This is a genomic window from Microcoleus sp. LAD1_D3, from assembly GCF_036702135.1.
Classification (GTDB): Bacteria; Cyanobacteriota; Cyanobacteriia; order Cyanobacteriales; family Microcoleaceae; genus Microcoleus.
The window spans coordinates 46998-63277 of record NZ_JAUBSB010000005.1; the positions used below are offsets into that span (position 1 = coordinate 46998).

General features: G+C 44.9%; 9 protein-coding genes and 1 tRNA gene. 5 read left to right on the forward strand and 5 right to left on the reverse strand.

Annotated features, from left to right (window positions below; translation table 11 throughout):
* Positions 1-71 precede the first annotated feature (71 nt).
* The 5 genes from QUA74_RS04075 to QUA74_RS04095 all read left to right on the forward strand — a co-directional run bounded on the left by QUA74_RS04075 (position 72) and on the right by QUA74_RS04095 (position 7155).
* Positions 72-941 (forward strand): M48 family metallopeptidase, encoded by an 870-nt coding sequence (locus QUA74_RS04075; protein ID WP_333325231.1) that lies wholly within the window; start codon positions 72-74, stop codon positions 939-941.
* Positions 920-1001, forward strand: a tRNA-Leu gene (locus tag QUA74_RS04080). The genes QUA74_RS04075 and QUA74_RS04080 overlap by 22 nt, the downstream gene beginning before the upstream one ends.
* A gap of 1332 nt (positions 1002-2333) precedes the next feature.
* Positions 2334-2486, forward strand: a complete 153-nt coding sequence (locus QUA74_RS04085; protein WP_333325233.1) for a hypothetical protein — start codon at positions 2334-2336, stop codon at positions 2484-2486.
* Positions 2479-5877, forward strand: coding sequence for a hypothetical protein (locus QUA74_RS04090; RefSeq protein WP_333325236.1), 3399 nt, complete (start codon positions 2479-2481; stop codon positions 5875-5877). Before QUA74_RS04085 ends, QUA74_RS04090 begins: the two co-directional genes overlap by 8 nt.
* 402 nt (positions 5878-6279) lie before the next feature.
* Positions 6280-7155: a DMT family transporter gene (locus QUA74_RS04095; RefSeq protein WP_333325575.1), complete on the forward strand. Its 876-nt coding sequence runs from the start codon at positions 6280-6282 to the stop codon at positions 7153-7155.
* A gap of 452 nt (positions 7156-7607) precedes the next feature.
* Here QUA74_RS04095 and QUA74_RS04100 read toward each other — a convergent pair whose 3' ends face one another.
* The 5 genes from QUA74_RS04100 to cysC form a co-directional block, all read right to left on the reverse strand.
* On the reverse strand, positions 7608-9245 hold the full coding sequence (locus QUA74_RS04100) for an acetolactate synthase large subunit (RefSeq protein WP_333325239.1): 1638 nt from the start codon (positions 9243-9245) through the stop codon (positions 7608-7610).
* A 144-nt stretch (positions 9246-9389) separates the two neighbouring features.
* A complete protein-coding gene (locus QUA74_RS04105; protein WP_333325241.1) occupies positions 9390-10757 on the reverse strand; it encodes an NAD-dependent succinate-semialdehyde dehydrogenase in 1368 nt (455 codons plus the stop codon).
* A 542-nt stretch (positions 10758-11299) separates the two neighbouring features.
* Entirely contained in the window at positions 11300-13627 is a 2328-nt protein-coding gene (locus QUA74_RS04110; protein WP_333325244.1) for a polysaccharide biosynthesis tyrosine autokinase, read from the reverse strand.
* A gap of 143 nt (positions 13628-13770) precedes the next feature.
* Complete coding sequence (locus QUA74_RS04115) at positions 13771-15498, reverse strand: SLBB domain-containing protein (RefSeq protein WP_333325247.1); 1728 nt, start codon at positions 15496-15498, stop codon at positions 13771-13773.
* Between the two features lie 37 nt (positions 15499-15535).
* Positions 15536-16060 (reverse strand): adenylyl-sulfate kinase, encoded by a 525-nt coding sequence (gene cysC, locus QUA74_RS04120; RefSeq protein WP_333325249.1) that lies wholly within the window; start codon positions 16058-16060, stop codon positions 15536-15538.
* Between the last annotated feature and the right edge of the window lie 220 nt (positions 16061-16280).

Consider the following 16280-nt stretch of genomic DNA (forward strand, 5'->3'; position numbering starts at 1 on the left):
TGACTGTTGACGGTTAACTGTTGACGGTTGACTGTTGACGGTTAACTGTTGACTTATGACTCAGGATTAAAATGTCGAACATACCGCTCATCGGTTTGAAAGCAAACCAGTTTCGCCACCCGCTAGACTTGGAAGCCACCAACACGCTCAAACAACTGCCCGGCCTGGATTTGATCGTGCGGCAGTTGCTGGGACAACTTGGCGAACAGTTTTTTATGCTGGAAAATCTGGCTTCCAGCGTCCAAGTCGGCGAAAATCAATTGCCCCACCTGCATCAATTACTGTTGGATGCCTGCAAAACTCTGGATTTGGAAGCGCCGCAGCTTTATGTCCGCCAGCATCCGATGCCGAATGCTTACACTTTTGCGATGCGGGGAAAACAGCCTTTTGTGGTGATGCACACTTCTCTGATTGATTTGCTCACAGACGAGGAAGTTAAGGCAGTAATTGCTCACGAGTTGGGGCATTTGAAGTGCGAACACGGAGTTTACCTGACTCTGGCTAATTTAATTGTGTTGGCCGCCGGCCAAATTTCGCCTGTGGGAACCGTGCTGGTGCAGGGTTTGCAGGCGCAAATGTTGGAATGGTTGCGGTGTGCCGAATTTACGTGCGATCGCGCGGCATTGCTCGCCACCCAAGACCCAAGAGTGGTAGCATCGGTGTTGATGAAACTGGCCGGAGGTTCGCCGACTTTAGCTCCGAAACTGAATGTCGATGCGTTTTTGGCGCAGGCGCGGGCCTACGACGACCTCAGCAGCACTCAACTGGGAGAAATGCTCAAGCAAGCTCAAACGGCTCAGTTGTCCCATCCTGTACCAGTATTGCGCGCCAGAGAGATCGATCGCTGGGCAAGTTCAAAAGATTATGAATCTTTGCTTGCAGGAAACCGATCGGTGTGTTATGATGGTGAAACGAAAAAGGGCGGGTGGCGAAATTGGTAGACGCATCAGACTCAAAATCTGACACCGAAAGGTATGAGAGTTCGATTCTCTCCCCGCCCACTGCTAAAAAAGCTTAATAAATCTAGGGTTCCAGATGATAAGTCTGGAACCCTAATTTATATTGGGCATCGGGCATCGGGCATCGGGCATCGGGAATTGCGAATTGGTAACTAATGACAACAGTCAACCGTTAACAGTCAACAGTCAACAGCTTTTATGGGTGTGATCGCGTGGTGGGGAAGTGCCAGCGGTTGGGTCGGTAAGCTATCGCCTCACCACTTAAAGTAAGTAGCGAACGCCACTTGGGGATATAATCTTATGATCTCGGGGTTATGTGCTTGAACTGTCGAAATGCCTATCCAATCTATATTTAGGCAGTTTTCGACTCGTTTCTTCCGGGTTCTGTTGTAAAAAAACAAGGAGTAAAAGCAATGAGTGTAATACAGGTGCCTACATACAATGGGAAAGTCGTCTCTCATATGTCTCTTACACAGCCCTTTCCAGGTGGAAAAAAAGAGTATCAAGTCAGGATTCAATTTAATGACGGGAAAGGGTTAACCTTAAAGTCCGAAAGTAATATAACGATTGAGGACACAGAATGATAGAGCGCGTTGTCAGGGAACCTAATGTCTAACGGTTAGACAGGGTTTTAATTTGGCGATCGCTGATCGGGTTATCTGGTTAATGGTTACGGAAAAGCAAACCAGTTAAACAAACACTAACCAGTTATATAACTGGTTAGTGTTTGTTTGGTAACAAGTTAGGGCGGGGTAGCAAAAACCCACCTTCCGCACTCTCAACTGTCACACGGGGCTTTTGGTGTTCTTGGTGGTAGTAAGCTTGATCAACCTAGGTGAGACTAAGCACTAATACTTAAGTTGAATTAGCTGTCAGGCTCAGGATGAACTCAACTTGTCGTTAATTCCTGTTAATTGACAATAACTAGAGAGAAAACAAGCACTCCCTGAAAAATCATTAGTTTTTTCCGTTCAGCCTCAGCAGTCCGTGTGACAGTTGAGGGTGCGGAATGTGGGCTGAAAGATGAGAAAGATGTATCCGCTCAATAATTCGGGGCGGACTACCCACTCAGGAACGACTTTGCGTCATTTGAGGTGCATCGTTGAGCGCTTTACCCCGGATTATTGAGCGGATACAGAAAGATGTTACGCTTTATTACGAAAAAAAAAATTATCTACCCCTTTAGATAGACTAATAGTCATTGCCCGGAGCTGTTAAACTTGCGAGTAATTCTAGCAGATGTTGAGTTTATCAGCACTAAGGGAAATACCGTAATCAGCAACCTCGATTATTATTTCTTAACAGTTTGGCAAAACAAGTCTAATAGCATATATCACATTAAGTGATTACCAAAAACTGAATGTAGACACGTTTTTGGCGCAGGCGCGAGCCTACGACGACCTCAGCAACACTCAACTCGGAGATATGCTCAAACAAGCTCAGACGGCTCAGTTGTCCCATCCTGTACCAGTATTGCGGGCCACAGAGATCGATCGCTGGGCAAGTTCAAAAGATAAAGATGAGTAATCAGGCAAGCAATATATCTTCTTTGGATTTAGCTATGGTTCCAGGGACAGTGTATATCCAAGATTGTGTCTCAAATCAGTTAAGTAAACTGTATACTCTTGATTTAGCCACAGGTAAAACAACATTCATCGGTGAGATCATTACAGAAGTGTATGATATTGCCTTTGTTGATTCACAACTCTATGGCATCGATCGAGAAGGCGACACAACCCAGCTCGTTAAAATTGACATCAAAACGGGCCATACGACTGTCATTGGGGATACAGGCTTTGCTACAGCCGGCTTGGCTTATAATGCCCAACGTCAAACCCTTTATGCCAGCACAGCTAAACAACTGATTGCCCTTGATCTGAAAACAGGAAAAGGTACACCAGTAGCTACCGTAGCTAATAAAGACTACAACTGTGGTGAAGTTGCCTTTGATAGCGATGGCATAGCATATATCACCTTAATTGGTTACCAAAAGAAGAAATTACTTGCTAGATGCAATCTCGATACTAGCGAAGTTAAAACTATTGGTGATACCGGATTTCCTGGTATTGGCAGTATGGAATTTGTTGGCAATGTCCTTTATGGCGTTACCGGCAGATTTTTTAACTTGGGAAAAGACGGTCAATTAATCCGCATTAATACCAACACCGGTAAAGGCACATTAGTGGCTCAAACCAAGCCTAGGGGTCGTTGGGCAGGAATTGCGGTTTATCAACCAGCAGCAGAAGTGATCGCAACCGTCACTTCAAAAGCTAACACTGAAGCTACACACGCTCCACAAACAACTACTACAACGGGTGACGAAACTATGAAATTGTTAACGATTGATACCAAAGAAAACTGTTACGTTATCAATACAGCTCAGATGAATAGCTTGCAACAAAATGTTGCTAAGTCTCTGACATTAGACAAAGGAACTTTTGACATCCAAATTACCAGTGGTAGCTACAGTTATAGTGCAGACAATACCGCCGGTGAGCCTTTTGTTTTTCTCTGGATTTATGGACTTGATGGCAGTACCTTTATCAACACAAAGACAGGTGTTGAGACAGGTGGAACTTGGACAACTTTAAACGGCTATAACGACAAATTGCAGTTAGATATCAAAGAAAAAGCTGTAGTCTGTGCTTTATTTTTTGATACCTATAGTGGTGATAATCAAGGACAAGTCACTGTTTCAATCACTGGCAATCAACAGTTTAATCCCCAAACTTTAACCGTTGATAGCAAGCAAAACTGCTATTCACTTGATGGCAATTATCTCTCAACTCTTAAAAAAGCCAATGCTAATTCTATCGAGTTAGCCGCAGGGAACTATCGCGTCAAGATTCGGGAAAGCAATGCCACTTATGGAGCAGAAGCAAAAAATTTCCAATTAGAACCTTGGGCGTTACTGTGGATTCAAGGGGGAAAATTTATCTCCAAGTTGACAGGAATTGAACTTAGCGAAAGTTGGTGTTCCTTAAATGGCTTCAAAGAGGAAGTTATTTTTGAAGTCAAACAAAAAACCACCATCTCCGGCTTCTTTTTTGATACATACATAGAAGACAACCAAGGGCAAGTTGTTTTAGAAATCAACAACATCAGTGATGTAGAAGTAGACGAAGAAAAGGCAAAACTAAAACCTGGTACGGGCAGCAGCGAAAGCACTGTTAGTGTAGTGGGTGGTGGTAGCACAACTAGCTCTGGTGGTACAACTAGCTCTGGTGGTACACGAGTTACTTCTGGTGGTAGCACAACTAGCTCTGGTGGTACACGAGTTACCACTGGTGGTAGCACAACTAGCTCTGGTGGTATACCAGTTACCACTGGTGGTACAACTAGCTCTAGTAGTACAGCAGTTACCACGGGTGGTACAACTAGCTCGGGGACTGAAAATATCGATATTACCAGTGGATTTAACTTCACTTTTGACCAAGATCAGATGGAACAAATGTGGCAGCAAATGGCTTCCCAAATCAATACTTCCCTCACAGTAACAGGCGACCCGAACGAGAAAAAAGAAGTTTATTGGGACAATTTGGAAAAATGGCTGCTTAAAGGCTATCAAACTCAAGCTAAAGACTTAGGGATGAAGGTAGCACGGCTGGAGTTTATGCTTAAGACTCTTACCCAACAAATGGAAGTTAGTTTTAATCAGAATTTCCACAATTGGTCGGGGTACTTCAACAAAAATCTCAACGACTTATTTATTTCCCGAATCCCCCGCATTGTTAGTGAGCAGGTGAATTTAAGAATCTCTGAACAAACCCAAGAGATTAAAAATTTAGTGGTGCAACAAATGCAAACCGAACTCAATGAGCGTATTGAGTCCGTCGTTAATCTCAAAGTGTCTAATCAGACTCAAGAAGTTAAGAACCTCGTAGTTCAGCAAATGCAAACTGAACTTGAGCAACGGATTGAGAATGTAGTTAACATCAAAATTGCCAATCAGTCTACAGAGATTAATACCACGGTAATTAATCAAATATCGGCGGATATTGATGAGCGGATTAGTAACTCCGTTAATGTCCAAATCGCCAATCAATCTCAAGAGATCACTAATCAGGTAATTCAGCAAGTCCAACAAACTATCGATCAGCGTGTTGAGAATGTGGTGAGCATCAAGATTTCCGATCAAACCCAGAATGTGAAGAATCTGGTGATTCAGCAAATGCAAACTTACATCGATCAACGCATCGATAATGTCGTGAACCTCAAAGTGTCTAATCTATCTCAAGATATTAACACTCAAATTGTTCAGCAAATTCAACACGACATAGATCAGCGGATTAATGCGGTAGTTAATCTCAGAATTGCTGACCAAAGCCAAAACATTAAAAATCTGGTCATTCAGCAGATTGAATCTAACATTGATGGACGCATCAATACGGTTGTTAATCAATCTAGCACTAGCAACGTGCAGTTAGTGACTAATAATATTGTCAACGATCTTGACAATCGCATTAATGTTAGCTTGGATAACAAGATTCTCAACTTCCGTAATGATGTCTCTACGATCGTCAAAAATGAGCTGAACCAAAACTTCACGCAGAACCTCAAAAATACGATTTTTTCAGAATTGAGACAGCAACAATTCTACCTGGATATGAACTTGATCAAGTCAGAAGTTGAGAACTTCTACTCTAATCTGGCACAGTTTGAGAATCAGTTCTATTTACGCATTGAACAAGGGGACACTCAACTGTATAACTGGACGCTGGAACAACTTATTGCTCTCCAAGGTTGCTTAACAGATCGTCAGGCTTTAGGGGATATCTTTGAATCTTTCGCCAAGAAACTCAAAGACGAATTAGAGAATGCTGAATGCGTTCGTCCCGATCGTTTTGGTTCTTGGGTAAGAACAGATATGCGGTCACAATTTCAACCTACGCACTCTCCGGAGTTACCACAAGGTTAATCAGTAGGTAGACATATATATTGGGTGTCCGAAGAAAGGAACGAAGCAATCCCAAACTGCAAGCGAGTTGCTTCGTTCCTCTATTCGGACATGATGGTAAGCTGTGGAGCATTTAAACCACTAACGAGGCTTGTATGGTGCGTCAGGAGTGAACATTTACGCTAGATGCGGGAAACACTTCTGTACTGACGCACCCTACTATCGTCTTTTAAATGCCGAACAGCTTATTGATTTATGTTCACCGCCCACTGCTAAAAAAGCTTAATAAATCTAGGGTTCCAGGTAGGTCACCGGGAACCCTAATTTATATGGCGTGGGGAATCGGGCATCGGGAATTGCGAATTGGTAACTAATGACAACAGTCAACCGTCAACCGTCAACCGTCAACCGTCAACAGATTTTATGGGTGAAATCGCCGCTTTAGGCGCTGCATTTGTCTGGGCTCTATCTTCCACCATCTGGCAGCGAGTGGGACAGCAAATCCCCGCAGTGGTGCTAAACTTGCTCAAAGGTGCGATCGCCCTTTTCATGCTCCTTGCCACTGTAATAATTTTAGGTAAACCCTTACCAGCAATCAACCCTAATATTTTAGCCATGCTGCTGATTAGTGGCGGGCTAGGAATTGGCATCGGAGACACCGCTTTCTTTATCGTATTAAAATATTTAGGCGCGAGGCGAACGCTGCTTTTAGAAACCCTATCTCCCCCTTTAACAGCTTTATTGGGCTTAATATTTTTGCAAGAAAAGTTATCGCCCATTGCTTGTACAGGCATTCTTTTAACAATCTGCGGCGTAGCCTGGGTAATTGCAGAACGAACAGCCGAAACAACTTTATTATCAAAACATCTTTGGCAGGGATTAGGTATTAGTTTATTAGGACAAACAACCCACGCCGTTGGAGCAATTTTATCCCGCGCCGCCTTCACTCAAATAGATATAGATCCCCTGTGGACAGCAGCCTTGCGTTTGAGCGGTGGTATGGCAGTCATGCTATGCTTTTTTAAGCCAACAAACCTTGACAGTTTCAAACAATTAAAATCCTCAAAAATATTAGCTGCAATAATTCTGGCAGCTTTTTTAGGAACCTATCTCGGGATTTCCCTGCAACAGACTTCACTGAAATATGCACCCGCAGCAATCGCTCAAACACTCAGTTCTACCAGTCCCCTGTTTATACTGCCTTTAGCCGTGCTGGCGGGCGAAAAAGTGAGCATTCGGGCTGTTTTGGGGGTAGTTGGTGCGATCGGCGGAATCGCCTTATTATTGGGTTTGAAGTGATTAGATTTGATATCAATTCCGGTGCCACCGGAATGATTGTTGACTGTTAACTGTTGACTGTTGACGGGCGGGTCGAATAACTGAATGGTTGAGTGTTAACTGTTGACTCGATTAGGCACGGCGCCGTCTCGAAAGCAGTGGGTAATATTAATTCCGATGCTACCAGATTTGATATCACAACTCCGACAAGTGGAAACAAAACTATACGGAGAGATTGAGAAGCAAATTGCAACCGATCGCCAGAAGGAAGAGGAAGTGATTTATGCTTCTCATACTTGGGTAAAATAATTGGCAGAAGTACATTCCCGAATGTCCAGAAGTCGGTACAATTGACCAAGGCGAAACCATAGAAGAAGCGATCGCCAATATTAAACAAGCTACAAAACTCTATCTCAAAGAATGTCCATTATTAGATCCCCGACTTCTTAAAGAAGTCGGGGATCTAGCTACTCTTACAAATTGCAACTCATATCCCCAGATAATTGACTGAAACGCGCATTTTCCCGATAGTCTACCGGACAATCAATCACGCAAGGGACATCTTGAGCCAGGGCTTCTTTGAGGATGGGAATTAAATCGGTTGCAGCTTCCACTCGATAGCCTTTTAAACCCATACTTTCGGCAAATTTCACAAAATCGGGATTGCCAAATTTGACGAAATCGGAATGACCAAAATAATCTTGCTGCTTCCATTCAATTAACCCGTAACCGCCGTCATTAAAGATCAGCGTCACAAAATTAGTACCGACGCGCAAAGCAGTTTCTAACTCTTGGCAATTCATCATAAAACCGCCGTCGCCGGTGGCTGCTATTACTTTGCGATCGGGATAAACGAGTTTTGCAGCCACCGCACCCGGAATCGCAATTCCCATCGCCGCAAATCCGTTGGAAATCAAACAGGTATTCGGGCGATCGCAATGATAGTGCCGCGCGATCCACATTTTGTGAGCTCCCACATCAGATATAAGAATATCTTCCGGGCCCAGGACTTGCCGCAAATCGTAAATGAGTTTTTGTGGCTTGATCGGGAAACCGTCGTCGGCTGCATATTGTTCGTACCCAGCGCGAATATCCGCCCGCAATTGCTTAGCAAAAGGGTCTACTTTCTCCATGCGATCGGCACGCTGCAAAATTTCATTGAGGGAATCAGAAATATCCCCCACAACTTCTATAAGAGGAATATAACTGCTGTCAATTTCTGCTGGCAAAGATCCAATGTGAATAATCGGAATTTTTCCTTCTGGATTCCACTTCTTCGGGGAATATTCAATCAAATCGTAGCCAACAGCAATCACTAAATCCGTTTCTTCAAAAGCACAACTAATATAATCACGTTTTTGCAATCCCGTCGTCCAAAGTGCCAAAGGATGAGTGTAAGGAATTACACCTTTGCCCATGAAAGTATTAGCTACAGGAATATTCAATCGAGTAGCAAATTGTGTCAAAGCATCGCTGCCGTTAGCGCGGATCGCGCCGTTTCCTACTAAAAGCAGAGGACTTTTTGCCTTGGAAATTGCCACAGCGGCTTTATTCAAGCTTTGGTAAGCGCCAAAAGTTTTTTCGCGGTTGTCTTTGGTGAGCGGATTTCCTTCAGCAGGCATTGCTGCGATGTTTTCAGGTAAGTCAATGTGAACTGCTCCCGGCTTTTCACTTTGAGCTACTTTAAAGGCTTTGCGGACAATTTCTGCCGTCGTGCTGGGGCGAACAATTTGAGCATTCCACTTAGTAACTGGCGCAAACATGGCAACCAAATCTAAATATTGGTGCGATTCTATGTGCATCCTGTCTGTGCCGACTTGTCCGGTAATTGCTATTAAAGGAGCGCCGTCTAAGTTGGCGTCAGCAACTCCTGTCATTAAGTTAGTTGCGCCGGGGCCCAAGGTGGACAAGCAAACGCCGGCTTTGCCGGTGAGACGACCGTAAACGTCTGCCATGAATGCGGCGCCTTGTTCGTGGCGAGTAGTAATAAATTTAATTGAAGAGTTTCTCAGGGCTTCTAGAACTTCTAAATTTTCTTCTCCTGGAAGTCCGAAGACGTATTCGACGCCTTCATTTTCTAAACATTTTACCAATAGTTGAGCTGTGTTCATTTCCGTTTTTCTCCTCGGTTAATGGTTTTTTTTTCTCTTTTTCAACCGATCGCAAAAATACTAAATGGGAATTTTTAACCGCAGGTAAACGCAGATAAACGCAGACTTATGTAGATTTGTGCGATCGGTTGATAGAGTGGGAGCTTATTTCACCCACACTGTTTTTATGTTAACAAATTCGTGCATTCCTTGGATGCTCAATTCGCGTCCGTAACCGGAGCGTTTGATGCCGCCGAAGGGCAATCTCGGGTCGGATTTTACTAAACCGTTGATGAATACCGCGCCGGCCTCTAGTTCGGAAATAAAGCGATCGCTCTCTGAGTTTACTGTAGTCCAAGCTGACGCACCCAAGCCAAAAGATGTGCTGTTTGCGAGGGCGATCGCCTCATCCATGTCTGCAACTCGGAATACTAAAGCTACGGGTCCGAAAAATTCTTCTTGACGGGCAGAGGCATTCGGCGGAATGTCTGCCAAAATAGTTGGCAAGTAGAAATTGCCGGCATTCTCTGACAATGGGCGGCCGCCTGTCAGAAGTTTTGCTCCCGATTGGATGCAAGTTTGCACTTGATTGTCCAAGTCTTTGAGGATTGCGGGAGTCGCTAAAGGGCCGATATCGGTTTCGGGTAACATCGGATCGCCTACTTTTAATTGCTCGAATTTTTCGACAAATCCTGTGAGGAATTCGTCGGCAATCTCTTCTGCTAAAATAAAGCGTTTGGCTGCGATGCAAGATTGACCGTTATTGAGCATCCGGGATGTCACCGCAGTTGATAAAGCTGCTGCTACATCGGCGCTGGACATCACAATAAAGGGGTCGCTTCCTCCCAATTCCAGCACTACTTTTTTCAAATTTTTGCCCGCATTTGCTGCCAAACTTTCACCCGCTGGTTCGCTACCGGTGAGAGTTGCTGCTTTGATACGATCGTCCGCAATGATATCGGCTACTTTGTCGGCGCCGACTAACAAAGTTTGAAAAACTCCTTCGGGAAAGCCAGCAAGCGTAAAAATTTCTTCGATTTTCAAAGCGCACTGAGGCACGTTGGAAGCGTGTTTGAGCAAGCCGACATTGCCCGCCATCAGTGTCGGCGCCGCAAACCGAAAAACTTGCCAAAATGGGAAATTCCACGGCATAACGGCTAAAATAGGGCCCAGCGGTTGGTAGCGGACAAAGCTGCTGCTAGCGTCAGTGGTTGCCGGTACGTCTGCCATAAATTGAGCGGCATTTTTGGCGTAATACCGACAAACTAAGGCGCATTTTTCCACTTCGCCGATCGCAGATTTGAGCGTTTTGCCCATTTCCAGGGTCATCATTTCAGCGTAAATTTCGCGATCGCGCTCCAGGATATCTGCAGCTTTCTGCATCCACAGAGCTCTCTGCTCAAACGGCAGTTGGCGGTATTTCTTAAAAGCTTGCTGTGCTAATTCCAGCTTAGCTTTTATTACCTCATCCGCGATCGGCTCGAAAGTTTTTAGCGTTTCTCCCGTTGCCGGGTTGATAGTAGCAATAGCCATGGTTTCATCTCCTGTGTGAAAAACACAAAACTCCCTGCTAGTTTTCAAGCTATGCCGGGAGTTGTATCAAAGTATTACAAAATAGGAATTTACCAGCCACGTTGTCAGGTCTTGCTAATTTGCAAGTGCCGCGATTTGTTTAAATTTCTCTACTTTTAATTATAGTTCAGAGTCTCGATCGCAAATCTTAAGAAAATTTGTCTTTCTGAAATCACGCACAAATCTTAAGAACAGGCTTTCCGGCCTGTTCCATAAAAGTTAAATGTTCTTGTGGGGCGTCCCGCCCGCCCCTGACAGCTTTATTCACAATTAATGGTGCAAGATGGATGAAATATCTTGTCGGCTGTCCCGCCCGCCTTGCATTCTCAAGAACAGTATAGCCGTAGGGTGTGTCGCCATCAAAAATCCTCAAAAAAAGCGAAAATCTCGCAGCGACGCACCTGGCAAGAATTAGGCATAAGGTGCGTCGCCATCAAAAATCCCCAAAAAAGAGCGAAAATCTCGCAGCGACGCACCCTACGATAATTAGCAATTCCTCTCCCTCAAACAGACTGTTCCTGGACGTAATCCTGCACGTAAGACTGATAGTAATACCTGCTGCCTTTATCGTTATTCGCCACCATTCCCAACAGCGGAATCCCCGCCATTTTTAAATCTTCAAAAGCCAACACCAGCGCCTCCCGCTCAGTTTGATGCAGCCCCACTACCAGCATCAATCCGTTAGTGTGAGCCGCCAACAAATTCGCATCCGCCAAACCCAAAAGCGGTGGAGTATCGTAAATAACTAAATCAAAGTGACTTGACAAAGCTGCCATTAAATGCGGCATTTTTCGGGAAGAAAGTACCTTTGTAGGATCGAGAGGAACCGGGCCCGAAGTTAACACAAACAAATTTTCATCGCGGGGCGATCGCACAATCACCTGTTGCACATCCACATCATCAGCTATCACATTGTGCAAGCCTTGCCAATTCGGTAAACCCAGCATTTCGTGTACCTGCGGACGCCGCAAATCCCCATCCACCAACAGCACTTGCTGCCCCATTGCAGCCGCCGCCCGCGCCAGATTTACTGCTACCGTAGACTTGCCGTCACCTACTTGACAAGAAGTAATTACGCAAGAATTAATCGGAGTATCAACGTTTAGTAAGCGAATATTCGCATTGAGCGATCGAAAAGCTTCTTGAAAAGCATCCGTCGGCATCGGCGAAATTGCCACATCCACCGGGCTTGTCTCAGCAGGAGGAAGTCTCAAAATTTTATCGCTAGCAGGAATTACCCCCAACAAAGGCAGGCGAATCGACTGTTTGACATCCTCTGGAGTTTGGAACACCGTTTTATTTTTAAACCGTTCCGCCAACTGCGCCGCCAGCATACCGAACAGCAAACCACCCAATCCCCCCAAAGCCAAATTCAAAGGCATAATCGGAGCAACAGCCATCAACTCCCCATTTTTGTAACGTGGAATTTCCGGCTTAGCAATAACTTCCCAAGCCACCTCTTTTTTGCCCACAGCTTCAAGCTGCAAAGCTTGCTGTTTTGCCACCAAACCATTCAGCGTATTGTTAGTTAAATCCAACTCACGCTGCAAATCGGAATAGCGCCGCAAAATCACCGGGAATTTTTGAGAGTATTGATTCAACTGCTTAGCAGCTTGTTCCAAAACTTGATTCCGCACACCCAGCACCTGAATTAAATTAGCAGTACCGATAAACTGCTCGATCAACTTAATCCGCACCGGATCTTGAAAAGTCAGCACTTGCGAATTTACCTTAGCCAAATCAGTTCCCAGAACCTGTTGGGCTTCTTTCTTCAACAAAGGAATCAGGTTCTTGCGCTGTTCTCGCAACAATTGCATTTGCGGAGTTTCGTCTGTAAACGTAGCCGAGTTAATCGCAATTTGCCCTTCTAATTGTTGCAATTGAGTCAGCATCCCTTGATAGCGGGGAGCTTGACTCAGAGCCGAGGCCATCAGCGCTTGCTGCTGGTTCAGTCCGAGCTGATTTTGCAGATTGGAATAGAGCAATCTCTGCTGATTGAGCTGCGTTTGCGCTTCCAATCTTTGCGTTTGAAGTTCACTGATTTGCTGCGCGAGTTGTTGGGTTTGAATCTGCGGGTCAATGAAATTGTACTGCTGCCGCAATTTTTGAATTTCTGTTTGCAGAGCTTGTTGGCGCTTTCGCTGGTTGGGAATTTGCGATTTCACAAAATCCAGAGTCTGACTAATTTGAGTTGTGGTATCTTGCACGCTGTAGTTGCGGTAGCCTAGCGCAACTTTTTCCAAAACAAACTGAATTTTTTTCGGATCATAATCCCGATATCTAACTTCGATAATTTTGGTATTCTTGAATCGATTAATTGACAACCTAGTTTCCTGAGAAAACGGCAAATTATCTGCTTTTTGGTTCAAGAGGTAGTTGTAATTTATTTCTGGATACTTAGCCTGCAACTGTTTAATAATCGGCGACATTACTTGCGGGCTTTGCAAAACTTGAATTTGGGATTCGTAGTCAAAACCGGCATTTTCGGTCGTCGCGGGGGCCGCTGGTTGCAGTTTCAGCTCACCGGAGTATATTTTGGCTAAAGTATTTTGCGTAACTGCTGGTTCTACTAATAATTGAAAGCGCCCTTCGTACTCGCTTTTTTGATTCAGCGTCCAGGCGAAAACTCCGGTAGTCACTGCTGCTGCTACGCAGATGACTAAGATGGAGCGACTGCGGCAAACTTCCAAAAAACTTAACTCTTCTGCCTCGGTTTTGTTTCTGCCTAAAAATTGATCTTCTTCATAAAGCCCAGAAGATATTTTTTGCAGATCAGCAGCTTTTTTATGGTTATTAAACAGTGCTATTTGAGATTTGTTCCCTGGTTTCATTTGATTTCTACAACTTATTAGTTTAAACGTCTGTATTGATGGCAGAGTTTCAGGAAACCGGTTGATTTCTAGATATTTCATTACCCAACCGCAATTTTTTCTAGAAACCGGGTTTCTGAGGTCTTAATGCCAGTCTATTCAAATCACCGAAAAATATCGAACAACCGAAATATTCCTAACAGCGGGCTGAGAGGAGCGAGAGTCCCGCCTACATTATCCGAGAACGTAGCGCGACCCGATCGCCTTACCATAATTACATCATTATTTTGCAGTTTGGGATTAGTTTCTTCATTGGCAGTTGCGGAAAAATCAACCTTAACAGTTAGCTGCGAAACAGTGCCGTTAGGATTGAGGCGAATTAAATTCACCGAATCCATTTCGGCCCGCGCTTTATTAAAACCTCCCGCTGCTACCAGCGCTTGATTTAAAGTGGTGTTGGGCAGCACCGCAATCGCTCCGGGTTTCACGACTTCTCCCACAATGTTCACCCTAATCGTATCCGGTGAAAAATTAGAATTAGCAACTTGTTCGTCTTGGGTTTCATCAAGGTTTTCGGCTTTGGGGACGATTACCGTATCTCCCTGTTGTAGCGCTAAATCTTGGGATACATCTCCCCCTTCCAAAAGTTGCCACAAATTCACATTAATAATTTGTTCTGTACCCGCCCGCGTCAGGCGGCGAACTTGTATTTGTCTGATATCAGCTACCGGCGTAATGCCGCCTGCCATTTTAATTGCCCTCGTTACAGTTTGCTGCAAAACAGTTTCCCCGCCGTTGGTTTCCCTGGCAGCAAACAAACCAGAATTTTCACCCATTTCATTCTCTTGTACCCTACTTTGAGCCTCTTTTGCCAAAGTATAAGTACCGGGGCGAGTTACTTCGCCCACCACAGCAATATTAATTGGTTGAGTGCTTTGTCCGGTAATGTTAGCTACTGCTAAAGTCGGTGCTTCTTGGCGGTTGAGGCTAGTTACAGTGGGAATAAATATAGTATCGCCGTCGCGCAAAGTCATATCGGCCCGCAAATCGCCGTTTTGCAATAATTCCCACAAATCCACACTAATAATTTGTTCCGGTGCGTTGCGCTGGGGGCGGCGGATTTTGATTTGCCGCACGTCTGCTGACTGCGTAATTCCGCCGGCCATTCGCAGAGCCCGCGATATTGTTGGCATTTGAGTTCCCATTTGCTCTGCTGTGCCTCCGGGGCCTGCTGCTGAGGATATTGTATAGGCTCCGGGGCGGTTAATTTCGCCCGCGATCGCAATTTGCAAAGGACGCGGTGCTAGCAGTTTCAGGGTAATCCAAGGACGTTTGAGGTATTTGCCGTATCGGTCTTTAACAGCATTAGAAGCTTGTTCTAAGGTCATCCCGTACACCGAAACGCTGCCAATTAACGGCAAACTCAGGGAACCGTCCGCCTGTACTTGGTGTTGACCGTTGGGGCCGCTGTATTCCGGGACGTTGAAGATGTCCATTTGAATACGATCGCCCGCGCCTAAAGTGTAAACTTCCGATCGTACACTTGAAGGTGCACTTGCCGGAAATCCCTGAAATCCCGGCACTGCGGGTACTTGTACAGGAACAGGAGAACCCGTATCAGCAGGAGGAGGAGGAGGAGGCATCAACTGGGCCGCCGCAGGAGATGAACCCACCGCCGCGAGCACTGACACTGTTAAACTTTGGGCAATTAAACTTTTGACAGCATTGCTTGCCCAATAACTTACCTTGCAGCTTTTGCTGGAAATGTCTCCCTGAGCCCCTCTCCTTGCAGCAAAGGGGAGAAATTCTTCCCTTTCCTTCTCGGCGAAGGGGAAACAAGGGTGAGATTTTTTCTCAAGTTGCACCTTGCGCGAATCACTTTTCACCACCATCGCTTTTTGCCCCTATCCTCATCCAACCCCGCCAACATCAAATGTAACCCAACTCTTCTAACTTGCTGAGAACTTTTTTAACACTCTCTTCGACACTTTCTCGCTCTGTGTAACAAATAATCTCAGGATTGAGCGGTTCTTGATAAGGATCGTCAATTCCTGTAAAACCCTTAATTTCTCCGGCTCTGGCCTTAGCGTATAGGCCCTTGACATCGCGACCTTCGCAAACTTCTAACGGCGCTGTGATATATACTTCAACAAAATTTGGCTCCATCGCTCTAATTTCGTCGCGAATTGCTCTGTAGGGGCTAATAGCTGCGGTCATTACGGCTACTCCATTGCGGCTCAGCAGGTGAGCAACAAATCCAATCCGCCGAATATTAGTATCTCGGTCTTCTTGGCTAAATCCCAAACCTTTTGACAAGTTGGTGCGAACGACATCTCCATCCAATATTTCAACTTTGCAACCTCTTGCCTTCAATTCGGGTTCGAGAGCTTTGCTGATAGTTGTCTTACCGGAACCGCTCAGCCCGGTGAACCACAAAATAAAACCTTTTTCCATTTTCAGCCGTTAATTACTAACTCGGAAATTATTAAGACGTAAAACTTTATAGATGCTGTTCCCTTTTTTCTATTATCGTTATTCGCGGTGTCATATTGGCAATATTTGCGCGCCAAAAGTGAGAAATCAAAAGTTGCGATCGCTCATGCAGTCATTTAGTAAAAAAAGTGTGCGCTCGTTGTATAATTACCGATTTATTATTTTTCAAGTATTTACACAG

Excerpts from the sequence above, each read along its gene's own strand:
- QUA74_RS04075 (WP_333325231.1), top strand. The coding sequence starts at position 72 with ATGTCGAACATACCGCTCATCGGTTTGAAAGCAAACCAGTTTCGCCAC.
- QUA74_RS04090 (WP_333325236.1), top strand. The coding sequence starts at position 2,479 with ATGAGTAATCAGGCAAGCAATATATCTTCTTTGGATTTAGCTATGGTT.
- QUA74_RS04095 (WP_333325575.1), top strand. The coding sequence starts at position 6,280 with ATGGGTGAAATCGCCGCTTTAGGCGCTGCATTTGTCTGGGCTCTATCT.
- QUA74_RS04100 (WP_333325239.1), bottom strand. The coding sequence starts at position 9,245 with ATGAACACAGCTCAACTATTGGTAAAATGTTTAGAAAATGAAGGCGTC.
- QUA74_RS04105 (WP_333325241.1), bottom strand. The coding sequence starts at position 10,757 with ATGGCTATTGCTACTATCAACCCGGCAACGGGAGAAACGCTAAAAACT.
- QUA74_RS04110 (WP_333325244.1), bottom strand. The coding sequence starts at position 13,627 with ATGAAACCAGGGAACAAATCTCAAATAGCACTGTTTAATAACCATAAA.
- QUA74_RS04115 (WP_333325247.1), bottom strand. The coding sequence starts at position 15,498 with ATGGTGGTGAAAAGTGATTCGCGCAAGGTGCAACTTGAGAAAAAATCT.
- cysC (WP_333325249.1), bottom strand. The coding sequence starts at position 16,060 with ATGGAAAAAGGTTTTATTTTGTGGTTCACCGGGCTGAGCGGTTCCGGT.